The sequence below is a fragment of the Bacillus sp. N13C7 genome (genome assembly GCF_026790065.1).
Taxonomy (GTDB): Bacteria; Bacillota; Bacilli; order Bacillales; family Bacillaceae; genus Bacillus.
Genome location: NZ_JALAMO010000014.1, coordinates 34,840 through 53,640 on the forward strand (window position 1 = coordinate 34,840; position 18,801 = coordinate 53,640).

18 protein-coding genes are annotated in these 18,801 nt (G+C 46.3%); 6 read left to right on the plus strand and 12 right to left on the minus strand.

The annotated features are described in order from the left end of the window. The first annotated feature begins 215 nt into the window (after nucleotides 1–215). Nucleotides 216–764 (plus strand): transcriptional regulator PadR, encoded by a 549-nt coding sequence (padR, locus tag MOB98_RS15800; protein ID WP_268357852.1) that lies wholly within the window; start codon nucleotides 216–218, stop codon nucleotides 762–764. A gap of 86 nt (nucleotides 765–850) precedes the next feature. Here the strand turns inward: padR and MOB98_RS15805 are convergent, their stop codons facing one another. The 12 genes from MOB98_RS15805 to glvA all read right to left on the minus strand — a co-directional run bounded on the left by MOB98_RS15805 (nucleotide 851) and on the right by glvA (nucleotide 15,143). After that, nucleotides 851–2,008 carry an ABC transporter permease gene (locus MOB98_RS15805; RefSeq protein ID WP_268357853.1) on the minus strand — a complete coding sequence of 386 codons (1,158 nt, stop codon included), beginning with the start codon at nucleotides 2,006–2,008 and terminating at the stop codon, nucleotides 851–853. Nucleotides 2,009–2,022: 14 nt separating this feature from the next. Further along, nucleotides 2,023–3,213 (minus strand): ABC transporter permease, encoded by a 1,191-nt coding sequence (locus tag MOB98_RS15810; RefSeq protein ID WP_268357854.1) that lies wholly within the window; start codon nucleotides 3,211–3,213, stop codon nucleotides 2,023–2,025. A gap of 12 nt (nucleotides 3,214–3,225) precedes the next feature. After that, nucleotides 3,226–4,161, minus strand: a complete 936-nt coding sequence (lnrL, locus tag MOB98_RS15815; RefSeq protein ID WP_268357855.1) for a linearmycin resistance ATP-binding protein LnrL — start codon at nucleotides 4,159–4,161, stop codon at nucleotides 3,226–3,228. 144 nt (nucleotides 4,162–4,305) lie between these two features. After that, a complete protein-coding gene (gene lnrK, locus MOB98_RS15820; protein WP_268357857.1) occupies nucleotides 4,306–4,968 on the minus strand; it encodes a two-component system response regulator LnrK in 663 nt (220 codons plus the stop codon). Further along, nucleotides 4,965–6,167, minus strand: a complete 1,203-nt coding sequence (locus tag MOB98_RS15825) for a sensor histidine kinase (protein ID WP_268357858.1) — start codon at nucleotides 6,165–6,167, stop codon at nucleotides 4,965–4,967. Before MOB98_RS15825 ends, lnrK begins: the two co-directional genes overlap by 4 nt. Nucleotides 6,168–6,286: 119 nt before the next feature. Further along, complete coding sequence (locus tag MOB98_RS15830; protein WP_268357859.1) at nucleotides 6,287–7,144, minus strand: VOC family protein; 858 nt, start codon at nucleotides 7,142–7,144, stop codon at nucleotides 6,287–6,289. Between the two features lie 19 nt (nucleotides 7,145–7,163). Continuing rightward, complete coding sequence (locus MOB98_RS15835) at nucleotides 7,164–7,568, minus strand: DoxX family protein (RefSeq protein ID WP_268357860.1); 405 nt, start codon at nucleotides 7,566–7,568, stop codon at nucleotides 7,164–7,166. A 161-nt stretch (nucleotides 7,569–7,729) separates the two neighbouring features. Continuing rightward, a complete protein-coding gene (locus tag MOB98_RS15840; RefSeq protein WP_268360466.1) occupies nucleotides 7,730–9,544 on the minus strand; it encodes an ABC transporter ATP-binding protein in 1,815 nt (604 codons plus the stop codon). Continuing rightward, complete coding sequence (locus MOB98_RS15845) at nucleotides 9,538–11,259, minus strand: ABC transporter ATP-binding protein (RefSeq protein WP_268360465.1); 1,722 nt, start codon at nucleotides 11,257–11,259, stop codon at nucleotides 9,538–9,540. The genes MOB98_RS15840 and MOB98_RS15845 overlap by 7 nt, the downstream gene beginning before the upstream one ends. A 106-nt stretch (nucleotides 11,260–11,365) precedes the next feature. Continuing rightward, entirely contained in the window at nucleotides 11,366–12,949 is a 1,584-nt protein-coding gene (gene malP / locus MOB98_RS15850; RefSeq protein WP_268360464.1) for a PTS maltose transporter subunit IIBC, read from the minus strand. A gap of 14 nt (nucleotides 12,950–12,963) precedes the next feature. Then, entirely contained in the window at nucleotides 12,964–13,728 is a 765-nt protein-coding gene (gene glvR, locus MOB98_RS15855; protein WP_268360463.1) for a MurR/RpiR family transcriptional regulator GlvR, read from the minus strand. Between the two features lie 65 nt (nucleotides 13,729–13,793). Further along, nucleotides 13,794–15,143 carry a maltose-6'-phosphate glucosidase gene (glvA, locus tag MOB98_RS15860; protein WP_268360462.1) on the minus strand — a complete coding sequence of 450 codons (1,350 nt, stop codon included), beginning with the start codon at nucleotides 15,141–15,143 and terminating at the stop codon, nucleotides 13,794–13,796. 334 nt (nucleotides 15,144–15,477) lie between these two features. On the opposite strand from glvA, the gene MOB98_RS15865 reads away from it, so the two are divergent. The 5 genes from MOB98_RS15865 to MOB98_RS15885 are packed head-to-tail and all read left to right on the plus strand — an operon-like array spanning nucleotide 15,478 to nucleotide 18,768. Continuing rightward, on the plus strand, nucleotides 15,478–15,792 hold the full coding sequence (locus MOB98_RS15865; protein ID WP_268360461.1) for a WXG100 family type VII secretion target: 315 nt from the start codon (nucleotides 15,478–15,480) through the stop codon (nucleotides 15,790–15,792). Nucleotides 15,793–15,797: 5 nt separating this feature from the next. Continuing rightward, entirely contained in the window at nucleotides 15,798–17,021 is a 1,224-nt protein-coding gene (locus tag MOB98_RS15870) for a hypothetical protein (RefSeq protein ID WP_268360460.1), read from the plus strand. Between the two features lie 11 nt (nucleotides 17,022–17,032). Further along, complete coding sequence (locus MOB98_RS15875) at nucleotides 17,033–17,800, plus strand: hypothetical protein (RefSeq protein ID WP_268360459.1); 768 nt, start codon at nucleotides 17,033–17,035, stop codon at nucleotides 17,798–17,800. Nucleotides 17,801–17,831: 31 nt separating this feature from the next. Continuing rightward, nucleotides 17,832–18,389, plus strand: a complete 558-nt coding sequence (locus MOB98_RS15880) for a YfjD family protein (protein ID WP_268360458.1) — start codon at nucleotides 17,832–17,834, stop codon at nucleotides 18,387–18,389. A 49-nt stretch (nucleotides 18,390–18,438) separates the two neighbouring features. After that, nucleotides 18,439–18,768 (plus strand): YnfA family protein, encoded by a 330-nt coding sequence (locus MOB98_RS15885; protein ID WP_268360457.1) that lies wholly within the window; start codon nucleotides 18,439–18,441, stop codon nucleotides 18,766–18,768. Nucleotides 18,769–18,801: the final 33 nt, after the last annotated feature.

Sequence of the window (18,801 nt, forward strand, 5' to 3'; positions counted from 1 at the left end):
TTTCAGAAAATTAATTATATATATTTTTTTCAAATGATAAATGAAGCTGAATCCCATATTCTTCGATTCATTTCGTACCTATCATCTTTATTTCCCAAGTAGACAGGTTGTGTTCCCTTCCTCCCTTTTCTATAATAAGGGGAATAGGCAGTTAGGATCACAGTTGAGCATTGGCTCATCTTTTTTGTGAAACAGCCATAGACACGGAGGAAAGCATGAGAGTATTAAAATACGCCATATTAGGGCTTTTGCGAAAAGGCGAATTGAGCGGATACGATATTACGAGTTATTTTAAAGAGGAGCTCGGCCAATTTTGGAGCGCCAAGCACAGCCAGATTTATCCTGAGCTCAAAAAGCTGACGGATGAAGGTTTTATCACGTTCCGGACGACAATTCAAGGCACAAAGCTTGAGAAAAAAATGTACACCCTGACAGACAGCGGAAAGCAGGAGCTGCATGACTGGCTGATCCGCCACCAGCCGATACCGGAGACGGTCAAGGATGAATTTATGCTGAAGGCTTATTTCATTTCTTGTCTATCGCGACAGGAGGCTTCTGAGTTGTTCAAAGACCAGCTGCAAAAACGCAAAGCCAAGCTGTCTGATCTGCAGGGAAGCTATGAAAAGCTTATGGCTTCAGCGGAGCCGATGTCGTTTTCTTCACCAGACTTCGGCCACTATCTTGTGCTGACGAAAGCGCTGGAGAGAGAGAAAAATTATGTTTCTTGGCTGGAATCAATTTTAGCTATGATCGATAAGGATTAACCGGGAGCGCCCTTCAGGCTGCACCCATACGAATGCGTGGGTTTACCCACATGCAAAAAAACATCTGCCTAAACGGCAGATGTTTTTTACGCGCGGAGCGCTTTCAGCCCCACTGTGAAGGTAATTGCCGCAAAAGCAAGCAGGATGCCGCAAATCCCGAGAATATCTGTGACGTGCGCGTCGTTTGCGATAATCTCAGTCAGCCCGCTCATCGCCCACTTTTGCGGAAGAAATTCTGCAATAGACTGCATAAATTTCGGCTCAATGTCTATCGGCCAATACATTCCGCTTACCATACATGTTGCGATGACGAATAAGTTGCCGAACGCAAGCTGCTGTTCCGGCGTTCTGACATTGGCCGCAATCACCAATCCGAAGCCGACAACAGTCAGCAGAAAAAGCGACACTAACACAATAACCGCAGCCGGATTCCCCCAGTTAACGCCAAACAGCCAATGGGTTGCGAGAAGCAATATGCCAAATTGAATCCAGCCAATGACGAAGAAGGACAGCACATATCCTGCACCAATTTCCGCTCGGCTGACGGAGGCTGTAAGCAATCTGGACCAGACGCCGTTTTTTCTTGCTTCTAAGATGGTTCCCGTTGCCCCCATCATGGTCAGCATGACAAACAGGATAGAAAAGCCTGCTGCTCTGGAAGCTGTATCACTTATGCCCGTGCCTTCTTTTTTATCACTGAGCGCCTTTTGTTTTACGGCTGGCACTGCATCTTCATGCTCTATTGCGATAACTGATTTATAAGCCGCCTTCCAGTTCTCCCCAGCAGCCTGACCCGCCGCTTTTGCCGCTGCAATCTGAATATTGAGCTTTGCCAATGTGCTTTCTGCGTACTGTTTCGCCATCGGCGCTTCCGACAGCTCCGGGCCGTGGCGGAAGATCAGCTCAGGATGTTTTCCATTTTCCAGCTGTGCTTGGAAGGAGCGGGAAATGACAATGATCCCGGCAATTTTCTTTTGTTTCAGCTTTTCTGATGCTTTGCTTTCAGACATGTTTTCGAACGTATACATCTCATCGTGTGCCGTCAGCTGCTGAATATAATGCTGTGAGAGAATCGTATCATCCTGATCAACGATTGCAAGACGTAGCTTATCATCATTACCGCCAAGCATACTCCCAAATACAAAGGTAAGCAAAAGCGGGGCAGCGAACATCATCAAATAATTCTGCGGTTTCTTGAAAATGAGAGAAAGCTCAATGCCGCAAATGGCTATGATTTTTTTCACCTTGGTGTACCTCCTTATCTTGTATGAAGCCGTCTGATACCAAGCACGAGTGAACAAAGGCCGATCGCCGCAAAAAGAAGGACAGGCATTTGAAGGTCAGCCCAGCCTCCCCCTTCCATTAAAGAAAGAAAGCCGTCAAGCGCCCATCGATTTGGCACCGCTTTGGATACAGACTGCAAGACGTCCGGAAATTGGTACAGCGGCAGCATGGACCCGCCGAGAACCGCAAGCAATTGAATACCGAACCCGCCTATCGCATCTGCTGATTTCATATCGCTGATGCACGACGCAAGCAGCATAGAAATGCCGGATACAGCGGCAGCGTAAGAAAGCCCGAGTACACTTACTAACAGCAGATTGCCGCCCCAGTCCACACCAAATACATAGGTTGTGACAATGACAAATATAAAAAACTGTATGATGGCAAACAGATAGGTTCCGAGCCATTTTCCAAAGAGAATGGCATATTTTTGCGCAGGCGTCAGCAGCATTCTGGCAAGCGTTTCCGTATCCTTTTCCTGTAAGAACGATTTCGCCCCGACTGTCATATGAAACAGCATAAACATGCAAAGCATTGCCGCAGAATAGTATTGAAAACTGGTAACGGCTTTGCTGCCGACTGATTTCTCCGTCACAGTGAGCTTGTTACCCGTTTCTTTTTCGAGCGTCTTGACCAGCTTTTCTGCAAAATGCGAAGGATCAAGTTTTCCTTGCTTGACAGCTTCCGTTTTGCTGAGGTAGTCCATTGAGGCTGACGCGGCTTCCTTTACCGCTCTATATTGCTCTATAAAAGAGCCGGCGGCTGTTTTGATAATGGCGCTTTTTAAGGTTTGATCAGGGTCAGCATAGACAAAAGCTGAAGTTTTGCCGGTTTCCCATTGGCTCGGAATGACGATGCCGACATCGATTTTCTTTTCATCAAGCTGTTTCTTCATTTCATCTTCACTGCCGGCTTGTGTGACCTTTATCGACTTTATTTTTTTGAGTACATCTGTTTTGAACATGTTCGCTGCTTCTGACTGATCAGCTTGGACATAGCCGACTTTGATGTCATCAATCTGGCTGCTTCCGTCAACAACCGATCCAAGCGCCGCCCCTAAAATACACGTTAGGATCAGCGGCATTAAGATAAGCATCATAAATCCTTTTCTGTCCTTGATTCTGATTTTGACATCTTTCCATGCGATCCATATGCTTTTTTTCATAGAAGTCCCTCCTCAATCCCGCAAAGTGCGTCCGGTCAGATTCAGAAATAGGCGCTCCAGATTTGGTTCCTGCACCTGAAGAGACAGCAGATTTATATGGTGGGCAGCGGCTTCAGCAAGCAGACTGGTGACAACCTTCTCATGGCGGGCCGCAGAAATGTCAATTTTGAGCTCTGATTCTTGTACTGTGACATTATTGACATGAGCCAAAGAACGGATCGCAAAAAGAAACGCTTCGTCCATCCCGCTAACCGTGAGCTGAATGATGGTATCGCCTCCAAGACGGCTGCACAAATCGGTTTTTGTACCGATCGCAATCATTTCTCCACGATCTATAATGCCGATCCGGTCGCATAAATACTCGACCTCTTCCATGTAATGGCTCGTATAGATCACGGTCATGCCTGTTTCATTAAGCTGTTTCACCGTTTCTAAAATATGATTTCTCGATTGAGGGTCGATGCCGACAGTCGGTTCATCCATGATCAGCAGCTCTGGCTTATGCATTAAGGCGGCCCCGATGTTGATTCTCCGTTTCATTCCGCCTGAGAACGTTTCAATTTTATCTTTGGCCCGCTCAGTCAGGCCTACATATTCAAGGACCTCTGCCGATCTTTTTTTGGCCTCGCCGTGTGAAAGTCCGTACATTTTCCCCCAAAACATCAGATTCTCAATGGCTGTCAGCGTCGGATATAAAGCAATTTCCTGCGGGACAACGCCGATTTTTTGTTTCGCTTTGGCCGTTTCTTTTCCGATGACATAGCCGCCGACTGTGATGCGCCCGCTGTCATGCGGCACCAGGCCGGAAATCATCGAGATGGTTGTGGACTTTCCCGCTCCGTTTGGGCCGAGCAGCCCGAACGACTCCCCTTTTTGAAGGGAAAAAGAAATGCCTTTCACGATTGTTTTTTTTCCATATGCCTTTTTGATGTTTTCTGCTTGCAGCATGTCGTTTCACTCCTTTTTTAATCCCATTGCCATTGTAGAAAAAAGAGAGGCATGCGGCATGTAGCGGCAGATAGAACATAAGGCATGAAAAAAAGGCCTGGAAAAAGGCCTTTTCAGAGAAACGCATATGCTGAACGTCATATGTCAAAAGACAGATATACCATATCTGACGGAATAGATGGCGGCTTGGGTTCTGTCTCTGACAGACAGCTTGCTGATAATGCTTGAAACGTGATTTTTTACTGTACCTTCTGTAATGAACAGCTTTTCGGCAATTTCTTTGTTATTCAGCCCGTACCCCAGCTCAGCCAGAACTTCCATTTCACGCTCGGTCAGGTCGAAGAGCTCCTTAGGTTTTTCTATCTCGTTTATTCCTTTCAGCTGTTTTTCACGCTTCCATTCATTCAGCATTTGGGCAGTCAGTTCCGGAGGAAGCACCATTCCGCCCGAATGAACAGTCATCACTGCTTTTACAATCGTATCTGCCGACATATCCTTCAGCAGATACCCGCTCGCACCTTCTTCAAGCGCTTCTGCAATCAGCTCTGAATCCTTGAAGGTCGTCAGCATCAAAACCTTTACGCCGGGCAGCGAGCTTGTAATCAATTTTGTTCCTTCAACTCCGTTGGACACCGGCATTCGGATATCCATTAACACAATATCCGGCTTAAGTTCCTTCGCCTTTTCGTAGGCTTCCTGTCCGTTTCGCGCCGTGGCGATGACATCGAGCTCGTCTCTGAGCTGAAGCAAGGAGGCCAGCCCTTCTCTGACGATATCCTGATCGTCGGTAATGATGATCTTAATCATGATAAACTCTCCTTTTGCTGCGCGGGCCCGAAGCTCCATTTTTTATTAGCCAGTGAAAATTCGGCGATTACAGTAAATCCTTTATCCGGTTCGCTCTCAAAACGGATCAATCCCCCATGCTCCGCTGCCCGCTTTTTCATATTCAAGAGTCCAAATCCAAGTGCTGCCTCGGGATTGCCTTTTCCGTCATCCTTAATGACAAGGCGGATGCTGTCCGTTGTGCAGGCAAGCTGTATCGAACAGGCTGTGGCGCCGCCGTGCCGTTTGGCATTGGTCAGTGCTTCCTGCACCGTTCTGACCAAAGTCGGATGAAGAGACAGCGGGATCATTGCAGGATCACCGCTGACCGCAAATTCGGCTGCAACTCCCGCATTCTTGTAAAAGTCTTCTGTCAGCTGTTTTAGGGATTCAATTAATGAAGGACTGTTTTCCGTTTGCAGAGTGCGCACTGATAAGCGGACATCATCAAGCGCTTCACGTGCCAGCGTTTCACATACCCCGACCGTCTCCTCCGCTTTTTGGCCGTCTCTTTTTTGCCATTCACGAAGAAGCTGCAGCTGAACGAGAAGAGCCGTCATTTTATGCCCTACTGTATCATGGATGTCCCTTGCCATTCTGTTCCGCTCGTGAATGGCGGTCAGCTCTTCAACCTGTTTCGCATATAAATGCAGCTCCTGGTGTGCAGCAGACAGCGCCAGGTGGGACTTCGTCAGTTCCTGATACTGCTGTTTTGCCGTTTCCTCCGCATCCATCAGCTTGCGGATTAATTTGCCTACGACTCCGCAGAAGACAACAAATGTCATGCTGATACAATGATCCATCACATATTCATCACCGAACATACGATATGTGCGAATGAGAACGATCAGCCACATCATAAAACAAAAACAAAGGACAAACCACACAGTTTTGCGGTCAAATCCCTTCAGAAAAAAGGTAACAGCAACCGGGCTGAGCAATGTAATATATAAACCTGTACCCGGAAACATGAAACCGAACGAAAAGCCAACTGCAATATCAATCAGGCAAAACAAGATGCCATATTTCTCTACTCTTAATATAAGATGATTTGCTAAGAAAACACCCGCACCCGCAGCTATGAACAAATACTCATACCATCGGTCGTCCTCTACAAGGAAAAAATAAACCGAACAGCTTACCATTAAGGTGAAAATTCTAGTAAATATAAGAGCCTTCACGCCCATCACTCCCGAATACCCAATTCCCTTTTTATCATACCTGCCTCAAGGCATTTTTGACAGGAGTTTCCGGAAAATAAAAAATCCCCTAGCTGTTTTTTCAGCAAAGGGGATTATAATCAAATCACAAATACAATATGGGCCCCAGAAACAGGATCTTTCACACAGAAGCTGTTTTCCGTTTCTTCAATCGAATATCCGGCATGTTTGACCCGGTCTGCCACTCGATCGAGTTCCCCCCGATGAGGCAGGACAACCGTGTAATAGTCTAATCCGCTGGCATTTGTCGGTTTAGGCGGCGCGTTTCGTCCCGCCCAAATGTTTAAGCCGATATGGTGATGGTAGCCCCCGGCTGAAACGAAGAGAGCAGACATGCCCGCATAGTCTCCGACAATGTTAAAGCCCAGCACATCTGTGTAAAACGCTTTTGCTTCTTTCAGATCGCTGACATGCAGATGAATGTGTCCGATCATTGTATCGTTCGGAAGTGCTGTTTTCCGCTCAGCTCCGGCTTCTTCCATAAGACCCTCGATGTCCACCGCGGTTGTCGTCATGACGTAGTTTCCTTCACGATCACGCTGCCACGTGCTGCGGGGGCGGTCAGCGTACATTTCAATGCCATTTCCATCAGGATCAGACAGATAGAGCGCTTCGCTGACAGCATGGTCTCCATGTCCGATGGCAATGCCGTGTTCAATCAGGCGGGCGAGTGCGATACCAAGTTCCTTCCTGTTCGGAAGAAGAATCGCAAAATGATAAAGGCCGGTTACAGATCGTTCAGGCAGGACGACAGCGCTCGGATTTTCTTCAAGAACAAGCAGGACGTGTTTTCCATCAGCCGTTAATTCGGCTTGGCGGTCAGTCTTTTGTAAGACTTGAAAGCCGATGACATTACAGTAGAACTGAAGAGAGCGCTCCAGGCTGCGGATTGTAAGTTTGGCATAGCCAATGTTTGTATCCTCATGAATGCTGGTCATGCTGTGTATGCCTCTTTTCTTATGCTGATACGTTATCGCTCTTTTTTGCTTTAAACACAAGCGGGTCCAGCGCCAGGAAACGGCTTCCGGAAAGCGCAAGGTGGACAGATGTCAAAAGCAGAAGGTAATCAAATTCTGAATTGCCCATGAATGGCGCTTTCAGCTTAACTGTCATAATGGCGCCGACCAGCGTCAGAGCAAAGAGAACACCGACAATGCGTGTAGCCAATCCGAAGAAGACAAGCACTCCGCCAACGAGTTCAATCACTGCGATGACATACGCCATAAAGCTTGGAAGGCCTATGCTGCCGAAAAATTGGATGGTGCCCTCCATTCCCTGAAACTTTGATAAACCGTGAACAAAAAAGATAATACCTGTCATTACCCTTAAAAGTAATGTGCCAATTTCAAATGATTTATTCATGTGATCCTCCTTGATAAATGTTATCACTTACTTAATGTAAGCTAGTATATATACATAACTTGTTTACGTCAAGTAATTTTGTTACATTTTACGAAAATGAAATAAAAGTACTATAAAACTGTAACAAAAAAGACCTTTGTGAGGGACAAAGGTCTTTTTCTTTATTTCTGAAATTGGCTATCGTATAAGTCACAGTAAAATCCTTTTTGGCGCATCAGTTCATCATGGCTGCCTTTTTCAATCATTTCGCCGTCTTTTAATACGACAATCTGATCCGCTCTTTGAATGGTATTCAGCCTATGGGCGATGATGACGCTCGTTCTCCCCTCCATTAAACGGGCAAGCGCTTCTTGGATTTTCACTTCTGTTACAGTATCAATGTTGCTAGTCGCTTCATCCAAAATGAGCAGAACCGGATCGGCCAGCACGGCTCTTGCTATGGAGATCAATTGTTTCTGTCCTTGACTGATGCCCGAGCCGTTTTGCGTCAGCACTGTATCATATCCTTTTGGCATCCGTTCAATAAAGCCGTGGGCGTTCGCTGTTTTTGCAGCGGCTTCGACTTCCTGATCGGAAGCATCAAGCCTGCCGTATCGAATATTTTCTCTGATTGTTCCCTGAAACAAGAACGAATCCTGTAGGACAAATCCCATGTTTTTTCTCAGGCTTGCTCTGGTAAGGGTTTTAATATCTATACCGTCGATTAAAATCGTTCCCTCGTCAGGCTCATAAAAACGGGCAAGCAGGTTGGTGACAGTTGTTTTCCCAGCTCCCGTCGGCCCGACAAACGCGATGGACTGCCCGGCAGGCACAGTAAACTGTAAATGTTTTAGTGTCTGCTGCCCTTTATCGTAACCGAAGGACACATTCCGGAATTCAATACTTCCTGTTTGGATCGGCTGATGCACGGCATTCTTTTCATCCTCGCGCTCTTCTTTTTCATCAAGCACGTCAAATACCCGCTCAGCGCCGGCAATTGCAGACAGCATCGTATTAAACTGGTTGGCCAGATCGTTTAAAGGACGTGTGAATTGTCTTGAATACTCGGCAAAGACGACGATGGAGCCGATGGAGATCCAGCCTTTCAGCGCGAAAAAACCGCCGATTGCGGCAATCATCGTAAAGCTTAAGTTGTTCAAAGAGTTCATGACTTTCGGGATAAAACCGGAAATCGTCTGCGCCCAGAAACCCGACGTCTTGAGCGCAGCGTTTTTTTCGAGAAATTCGGCTGTGATCTGCTTCTCACGCGAATAGGCTTTGATGACCTTTGCGCCGGAAACAGATTCCTCAATATATCCATTCAGCTCACCCAGGTTTTTCTGCTGTTCTTTAAACAGCTTACCCGTTCGGTTGGTTATCCATTTCAGGCTCGCTGCCATTACCGGAATAATGGTCAGCGTAATCAATGTAAGGAGCGGGCTCATATACAGCATCACCGCAATTGTTCCGACAAAGGTAATCACGCTTGACAAGATTTGAATGACTGACGTATTTAAGGTAGAGCTGACATTTTCGATGTCATTCGTCACCCGGCTCATCAGCTCGCCGTGCCGCTGTTTATCAAAAAACGGAATCGGCAGCTCATGCAGATGGGTGAACAACTCGCTTCTCATTCTGAAAACAGTGCCTTGAGAAATCGTAATCATCCAATAGTTTTGAAACCAGAGCGACAGGGACTGGATGATATAAATGGCGAGAAGAAGCAGCAAAACGGGAAGCAATCCGCTGACCGTTCGCCCAACAATAAAGTGGTCGATGGCCTTTCCGATCACAAAGGGGCCGAGAAGCCCGAATATCGCGCTGATCACAACCATCAGCATGACAAGTATCAGCAGTCCTTTACGTTCAGCCAAGTATGACCAGATTCGCCTGAGTGTGCCTTTTGTATCCTTTGCTTTTGCCCGCTTTTTCGCGCCCTCTTTTTTGTCGATTGGCAGTTTGGGATATTGGAAAGGCTTGCGGATGTCTTTTAGCATGACTCGCTCCCCTCCCTTCCGAATTGCGACTCGTAAATGCGCTTGTATAGCTGTGATTCAGAAAGCAGCTCATTGTGCGTGCCTTTTTCAATCAATTCGCCATCCTCAAGCAGCAAAATCTCATCAGCTTTCATCGCCGTGGTCATTTTTTGCGTAATGATCAAAGTTGTGCACTCATATGTGCTGATCGCCTCAAGCAGCTTCGCCTCTGTTTGCAGGTCGAGCGCGCTTGTGCTGTCATCCAAAAGAAGGATGGCCGGCTTTCGGATCAGCGCCCGCGCGATGGAAATCCGCTGCTTCTGGCCGCCGGACAGGTTGACGCCTCTTTGCCCCAATACGGTGTCATACCCATTTGGGAGCTTCATAATCGTTTCATGAATTAACGCATGTTTGGCCGCTTCCATTATTTCATTAAGTGAAGCATTTTCTTTGCCCCAAGCGATATTTTCTTTGATTGTGCCGGAAAACAGGAGCACCTCCTGCGGTACATATCCAATTTGCTTGCGAAGCCCGTCAGCCGGGAAATCACGAATCGGCTTTTCATCTATGTAAATGCTGCCTGAATCCGGCTGATAAAGCCGCGGAATGAGCTGAAAAAGCGTAGACTTGCCAGACCCCGTCGCGCCGAGAATCGCGATCGTTTCTCTTGGTTTTGCGGAAAATGTTACATCCCGCAGCGCTTCTCTGTCCATTTCGGGATAACGGAAGGATACATGCTGAAATTCAATCCGTCCCGCCAAACGATCAGATATGGCGCCTTCCTCCCGCTCATCACCTTCCGTTTCAAGCACCTCGCCAATTCGATCTCCTGAAGCCTTCGCACGGGTAAAAATCATAATCAAAAACGGAAACATCGAAAGTGCGCCCGTAATTCGTGTTGCGTAGTTAATAATTGCAACAACATCGCCGACCTGAGTGCCTCCGCCCGCGATACTGTAAGCCCCTGCCCACAAAACCAAAAGGATGCAGAGGTTCATCATCAGCATCAGCACAGGCATTGTGAATTCCACAAGCTGAAAGGCTGAAACCGTTTTTTCCATCAGCCTCGTGTTCGCTTTGATAAATCGTTTGACCTCGTGGCTGCCGCGGAGCAGCGCTTTGATCAGCTTAATCGCTGTTAGGTTTTCCTGCATGACGGTATTCACCTGATCGAGCCGCTTCTGCACTGAGCGGAACAGCGCCCCGCCTTTCTTTAGGACCCAAAGCAAAAACACGATCAGGATCGGAATGGTCACAAGCAGAAAAAGGCCGAGCTTCACGTTAACGGCGAGCGACAGCACAATACCGCCTGCGATCATTAACGGTGCCCGCAGCATAAACCGCAAACTCATAAAAATCATGTTTTGAACCTGTGTGACATCGTTTGTCAGCCTTGTGATATAAGAAGAGGACGAAAACTGCCCAAATGTAGAATAGGAGAAGGACTGGATTTTTTGAAAAAGCCCTTTTCTCGTATCATAAGAAAAGCTTTGGCTGACATGGGCGGCATAAAAGGAATTCAGCATTCCTGCTGCAAATGATAACACCGTCAGTCCGATCATGACCGCTCCCCATGTCCATACACGCTGCATATCTTGCTTTAATATCCCATCATCGATGATTTTTGCGATCAGTAAAGGCTGCATCAGTTCAACCGCAAGCTCCGTCAACATGAGAATCAGCGCAATTCCCACCAGCAATGAGTATGGTTTTAAAAACGATAAAGCCTTTTGCATGTAAAAGCCTCCAAACCCCTTTTTTACTCGATTATCTCTTTCTTTACTTTACTATGACGGTCTTTTTGACGGCAAACGAAAACCCTCCCGAAAAGGAGGGCTGGCATTATTGATTTAATATTTTCTCCACACGCTCCCGCATCTGCGGCACGCTCAATCCGATAATCACCTGAAACGCCTTCCCATTTCTGACGATGCCGTGCGCGCCAAGCGCTCGGAACACGCTGTCAGCCTCAACCTTTGTTTCATCCTTGACGCTGACTCTGAGACGGGTGGCGCAGTTTGTCACTTCAGTGATGTTGTCCTTTCCGCCCAGCGCTTCAATATACAGAAAAGCGGTATCATCTGCCGTTTCAGCAGCGGAGGCCGTTTCGTCCTTGTTTTTTCTTTCTCTGTATTCCTGTTTCGAATACAGCTTTGTTTCCTGCTGATCATCCTTTTCCCGTCCCGGTGTAGCGATATTGAATTTGAGGATTAAGAATCGGAAGACGAAAAAATAAATAGCTGTAAAAGAGAGCCCAATCAAAATTTGATACACATACGTCATACCGTGGCTGCCAAAGAGCGGGATCCAGTTCAAGGTTACCGCTTCGATCAGCCCGCCTCCCATATTACCGACGACACCGGCCATGTACATGACTGTCGACATTGTTGCGGCAAGCACAGCGTGAACTGCAAATAAGAAAGGAGAAATGAATAAGAAAGTGAATTCAATTGGCTCAGTAATGCCCGCGACAATCGCCGTCAGCGTAACAGGGATCAGCAGCCCTGCGACCAGTTTTTTCTTTTCCTTTTTGGCTGTGGCATAAAACGCCAGGGCGATCCCCGGAATGCCGAAGATTTTCGAGTTCCCATGAAGCGCGAATCCGCCTTGCGGGAAAAGCTCCTTCAGGGGTTTGGCGCTTTGCGAATATTCTCCGAGATGCTGTGCCCAATACGTGACGATCCCGCCTTCTGCTACTGCAGGCCCATAAATAAACGGCGTGTAAATAAAGTGATGAAGGCCGGTCGGAATCAAAATCCGTTCCAAAAATGTGTAAATCCAGACGCCCACTGCCCCGGAAGCAACCAGGAAGCTCTGAAGAGATCCGATTCCCGTCTGAACCATCGGCCAAATGTAAGACACGGCCAAAGCGATCGGGATCATAATGAAGAAGGAAATCATCACGATATACGTTGAGCCTTGAAAGATGCCGAGAAAATCGGGCAGTTTTTTATCAAAATAGCGGTTGTGCAAAAAGACGACAATCGAAGAAATAAAGATGGCACCGATAATATTGGTATCAAGTGTTTTGATGCCCGCAATCATCGTTAACCCGCTTGTTCCTCCGACCTCTTGGTTCATGTCGACGCCGAATGCGCCTCCCCATACCGTCAAGATCGAACTGACAAAGTAGTTGAACGTCAGATAAACCGTAAGCGCTTCCAAACAAGCGCGCGCCTGAGCTTTCTTCGCCAAAGCAACCGGGATGCCGATAGCGAATAAGAGCGGCATTTGATTAAATACTGTCCAGCCGCCCTGCTCAATGATATACCAGCACTGATACCAAAACCCGTCAGGATCAGCAAGCGGGCCCATGAGGGTTTTATTTTTAAAAAGCGTACTGATACCGACGATAATGCCGGCGAACGCGAATAATAGAACAGGCACAAACATCGCGCTTCCAAAGCGCTGAATTTTTTGCATCATACCAGAACCCCCTGCTACTCAATGTCATTTTTTTCTGCCTCTTTGTAATCAACATATGCGCGGAACAATGCTTCGCCAACGAGAAAAAATGGTGCAAAAGCAACAATTTCCGTTTTATCACTTAATGTCACAGGTTTGCTTGCCGCATAAAGATTATGCGGAGTCAGTTGGGCGAGGACATTGTTTTTTAAATTCGTAATGGAAATAAAGGGAATACCCTTTGCAGAAAGCATTCTTGCCTGAGGAATCAGCTCCGGTGTTTCTCCGGAAAGAGAAATGATGATAAACAGATCGTTTACTTTAAAATCATCGCGCATCAGTTTAAATTCATTTCTGTCTTCAATCAAAATAAGATACCGATGGCGCGGAATAAACATTCTTTGCAAATCACGGGCGCATATCTTTTGCGCATTTCCTGATCCATACACGAAAATGCGGTCGGCTTCATCAATCAGCTGGCACATCTCCGTCATGTCCTTTGACCTTAAGAATTTCAGATTTGATTCAATATCGTCAAGCAGCTTTTGAAAACTCATACTCTCGCCTTCTTCCGGCTGATCTTCCCACTTTAAAAAGACGCGAAATTCACTGTAGCCGCTGAAACCGAGCTTTTGGGCAAGCCGCAAAATCGAGGAACGCGATACACTGCAAGCTTTGGCCAGCGCGTCAATTCCAAGATGATAGCACGTGTGCTTGTGATTCAATATATATTTTAAAATATGAAAATCGTTGTCATTTAATTTGCCGTAGTGCTGATTAATCAGTTCGTCGAGCTTCATATCAGATCCCCCCATTTTCTTTCTATTATATACAATAACAGATTCGAAAACGGGGGGTATTTCAGTTATGAAATGCGGGTTGGGCTTTGGTCAAGCTCAGGCCAGAAGTCTTTGTTGGCCTCAATTAAATCCTCAAGAATGAGCCTGGCCACACGCGCATTCGGTACTGTTTTTGAGAGGATCAGCGCCTGCCAGAGCTTTTGGAACGATTTCTCCGCCCACGCTTCAACAGTCAGTTTCTCAACAGATACCTGCTGCTCCATCAGCCCTTTTTGGAATTGCGGAATAGTGCCGACGGTGATCGGTTCAGGCCCGTTTGAGCCGACGATACACGGCACCTCGACCATCGCAGTCGGGTCAAAGTTCGCAATCGCACCGTTGTTTTCAACGATCAAGAGCATTCGTTCACCAGTGTTGTAAGCAATCGCCCGGGCTAGATCTACGATATATGAAGCATGATCATCGATTTTAATTTCGCTGTTTTTCGAGGACTGCTCGCGTGTGATCATGTCACATTGGCTGAAAATAAAGGCTTCTCGCCCTTCCATCACTTCGTTTGCCCGCGTATGATTCGGATTTGATTTTTTCACCATGTCATCCGGGAACAAATAATATTGCAAATACGTATTCGGCAATGTGTCAGGATCTGCGGCCTGCACGTCACGCGCCTTGGCGAACGTGTCATTCCAGCTCGCTTCAACAGCTTCAGCCTCTGTTTTCGGAATATACCCGTATTGAGATACATGCTCCTTCAGCTTCGGCATTAAATCGTTGCCCTCTTGATCCTGAATTGATGTCCACCAGCCGAAATGGTTTAATCCATAATAGCGGACCTTCATTTCTTTTCTAGAGGCCAGGCCAAGAATTTGCGCCATCCGGTCTTCAATTCCAACCGGCATATCGCAGATGTTGAGGATTTTTGAATTCGGTCTGAGGCGTCTCGTTGCTTCGGCTACGATCGCCGCCGGGTTGGAGTAATTCAGCATCCACGCATCCGGCGAGTATTTTTCCATGTAATCTAATATTTCAAGCACGCCGCCGATGGAACGCATGCCGTATGCGATACCGCCCGGCCCGCACGTCTCCTGGCCGACAACTCCGTACTTCAAAGGAATTTGTTCATCCAGCGCACGCATCGCGTATTTTCCTACCCTGATGTGCGCCATAACAAAATCGACATCTGTAAAAGCTTCTTCTGGGTCAGTCGTCGCTGTAAATTCAATGTCCGGCGCTTTTTCTCTGATAAAAACGTCACAAGCACCTGCTATGCGATCCTGTCTTTCCTTATCATTATCATACAGCTTCAGCTTTCTGATCGGAAACTCCTCCAAATGGTCCAAGAGCATCAGAACGATCCCTGGAGTGAAAGTGCTCCCTCCGCCCGCTATTAAGATTGAGAATGATTTTTCCTTCATATGACGACCTCCTTGATAACGTTTACATTTCATTTATACCATGAAAGGGTCCGTCCCGTAACACGTTTGGCGCACTTAGGTCATTTGATCAACTTTAGTGTTTTTTCCCACAGAGCGGGAAATTTCTCATTTACCTTATGTCTGGACGATTTGATTTTTTTACCTTTTTTGTAATCTTAAAGTCTCACCAACTATGAATTTTAAGTGAATATACGCCCTTCCAATTCTTATGAAAAGGTTCTTTTGTACGATTCGGATGCATGCCGAATTATTTATAATCATTTATATAAAACATCCATTTGTGCGTGAATTTAGAAAAGGCAGGGGACAAAAGTTGGACTCATATAAAGTCATTGAGCTGGCAAACAAGTACAGTGCGGCCGCAGAAGAGGTCAGAAGCTCCAAAATGCTGCTTGAATCCCGGTTATCTGCATTGGGAGATGCCTGGCAGGGAAAAGCCAGAGAGTCATTCGACCAGGATTTCGAGGAAACGAAAGCCGCCTACGATCAATTTGAACAGGAGTTGCTTGAAACAAGCCAGGAACTAAAAGCAGCCGCAGTCAAAATAGAAGAACGAAAAGCTGAAATTGCCAGAATGGAAGAAATGGAACGTAAAGCAAGAGAGGAAAGACATAAACTCGGGAGGTGAACGGTGTGTCAGGAAACATTGCAGTTGATCCGGATAAGCTCGAACAGCTTGCAAATGATGTAGTCACGGAATTAACTGATATGGAAAACAAATATAAGGACCTGCATGTGGAGCTGGGGCAGATGATTTTGCAATGCGATCCCCGCTACAGCAGCTGTTTTTCTGGAGTGGGCGATGCGTGGAGCTCAGGAAAGGCGCTCGTCACCAAGCTGAGTGACAATGAGATTTTCATCAGAAAAACGGGCGATAAATTTGTGGAACAAGATGATATTTTGCGAAAGCTCTACAATGCCTACGACAAATACGGTACGTTGACAAGCTTAACCGCCCTTATGCTGACGCAGGGAAAATATTACGGGTTAGGGCTTACGAAATTTGTGAAACAGCCAAGCGGCTTGCATACCGCCCAGCACTCAAAACTTCTATTGGATATTTCCAGGGCTGTTGACAGCTCGCGTTATCAAAAAGCCGCCAGAGTGCTTTTGAATCCTAAATATTTGCTTAAAAAGACTAACCGGCCATTTTCGGATTTGGTACATAAAAAATTTACAAAATACTTTCCTCAGGATACGGTGGATTTTTCAAACAGCGTCAGGAGCTACACAAAAGGATTTCTTAATGAAGCCGGCGTACGCTCAACTTTAAAGGATGTCGGAAAAACAGGATTGAAATTCGCTAAAGGAAATGCCATTACCGCGACACTGATTACCGGTGCAACCGAAACGTTCGGAGCGGGCTTGAAAATAGCTGAAAATTACGCGAAATACCAAAACAAACCGGAAGTTCTCAAGCGTGAAAACGCCAAGGCCGTCGGGAATGCTGTGAATAATACGATTTTTGTTGCCGGCGGTGCCACAGCTGGTGCTGTCATCGGCGGTGCAATCGGAAGCTTTGCAGGACCTGTGGGTACTGTCCTTCTTGGGGCAGCAGGTTCATACATTGGCGGAGTCGTCGGAGAACAAATCGCCAAATATACAGCCGGTTTTGCCGAAAAAGCAGCCTTAAAGCTGAAAGAACCGATCCATGCTGTCGTCGATACAGCCAAGAAAGGGCTGGAATCAGCCGGCAAAGTCGTGAAATCAGTGAATGACGGCATAGATGCGGCAAATAAAACGATCCATAAAGGAATAGACAGCGCGAAAAAAGGAATGGAAAAAGCAAAGAAAACAGCGGATTCGCTTATACACGGCGCAACCCATTTCCTCAAAGGGAAACTTTCATTTGGATAGGAGAATAAACAATGAAGCAGTTTACGATCAGCATAGAAGAACTCTTATTTTGTTTTTACAGCGAAGGGTTTTTTGAACAGGGAATGGCCTTGAAGCAGGCCTATTTTCCGGAAATAGAAGATGAACAGCTCGGCGCTTTGTTCGAAGCGGCGTGCCGCTCACTCTTAGCCAAAGATGCGGCGGAATATCGGAACCATCAATATCGGTTAAAGGACGAGTACTGTCCGTTTATCCATGTATTAAACGACGCTGACTATACAGTGAAGCTTTCTAAATTTAACGGGCAAGGCGCCGAACAGAATGTGTCCTGCCATGTATCAAAATTCGGCACGTACTCTCACGAACTCCTTTTTGATGAACAAGTCCATCGCATTACAAAAATGGAATCAAGTGAAGGGTTACTTGCTAAGACAGATGAGTTTTTACATATAATAGATACAGAGGATAAAAGAGAATCGATTGTGACATTGACATCAAATGAATTTGAAAAGCTCTTGGAGGGCGCTTCAGACAACCCTTCACATCTAAAAGAGTTCCTTGAAAAACATGACCACCAAGAGGACGTTACCCGATTTGTAAATGATCTGGCTTTGCGGAAAGGGAAAATGGATACACTTATGCGTCTGGCATATGGCAAAGATAACACTCCTGAAGTGGCTGACATGGCATTTGTCCTGCCGGGGGCTCACCATACTTGGCTTGTCACAGGCATCACCCAGAATGAATTTTCTATCCTCCCTGCTCATAAGGATATTGTAAATCAAATCATTTCAAAATGATAACAATTGAATTAACAAAAGGAGAAAAGCATTGAAAAACCAAGAAATCATTGAAGTCAAAAGCAAAATGTTCCTGAGAATATGGGCTTTTGTCGGATCTGCCGGTATGGGATTAGCATGTTTCTGGCTCTTTTATATGGGTATTACGTTTCAAACGAAATATTACCTATTAGCCATTCCTGCTGGCTTTCTGTTCACCTTGTTTTGTTTATATTTATTTATCATCTTCTTTCCGGCTTTCACCCCGCGGGGAAATACCATTTTCCGCATCAAGACAGGAAAAGATGGAGAAGTGTTCACTGACAAAGTGTCTGTTACGTTTACTGATATCAAGAAAATTGAGATGAGCCGCCATAAATTTAGTCTAAAAGGAATTTTCCAGGAAGATATATTGATCCAAACCGTTGATCAGAAGACCATTCGCATTCCCACTTGGAACATCATTCCGAATCCGTTGTTTTTCGAAGCGGTTGAACGCTATATCCTTCCCCATCTGAATGAAGAGGCGAAAAGCAATTGGATCGGTCAATTTACGGAGATTCAGCGCAGCGCGTATTTAAAGGAATTTGAGAATCATCCAAAGCTTTAACAGCTCTCCTCCTTTATAATGAAAGAGAAAAGCAACTTGAGGAGTGCGCGTGATGCTGATTACCATTCTTTTATTTCTCGCGGCGGGGCTTGCCGAAATTGGCGGCGGGTATTTGGTTTGGCTGTGGCTGAGAGAGGCAAAGCCAGTCGGCTATGGGATCGCCGGAGCGCTGATCCTTGTTGTCTATGGCATTCTTCCGACGCTTCAGTCCTTTCCTTCCTTCGGCCGTGTATATGCCGCTTATGGCGGGGTATTCATCGTGCTTGCGGTCCTGTGGGGATGGCTTGTTGACCGAAAAACACCTGATCTGTATGACTGGGTCGGTGCATTCATTTGTCTCATCGGCGTCTGCGTCATCTTATTTGCGCCGCGCGGATAACAAAATGGCCAGCTTATGAAGCGGGCCATTTTT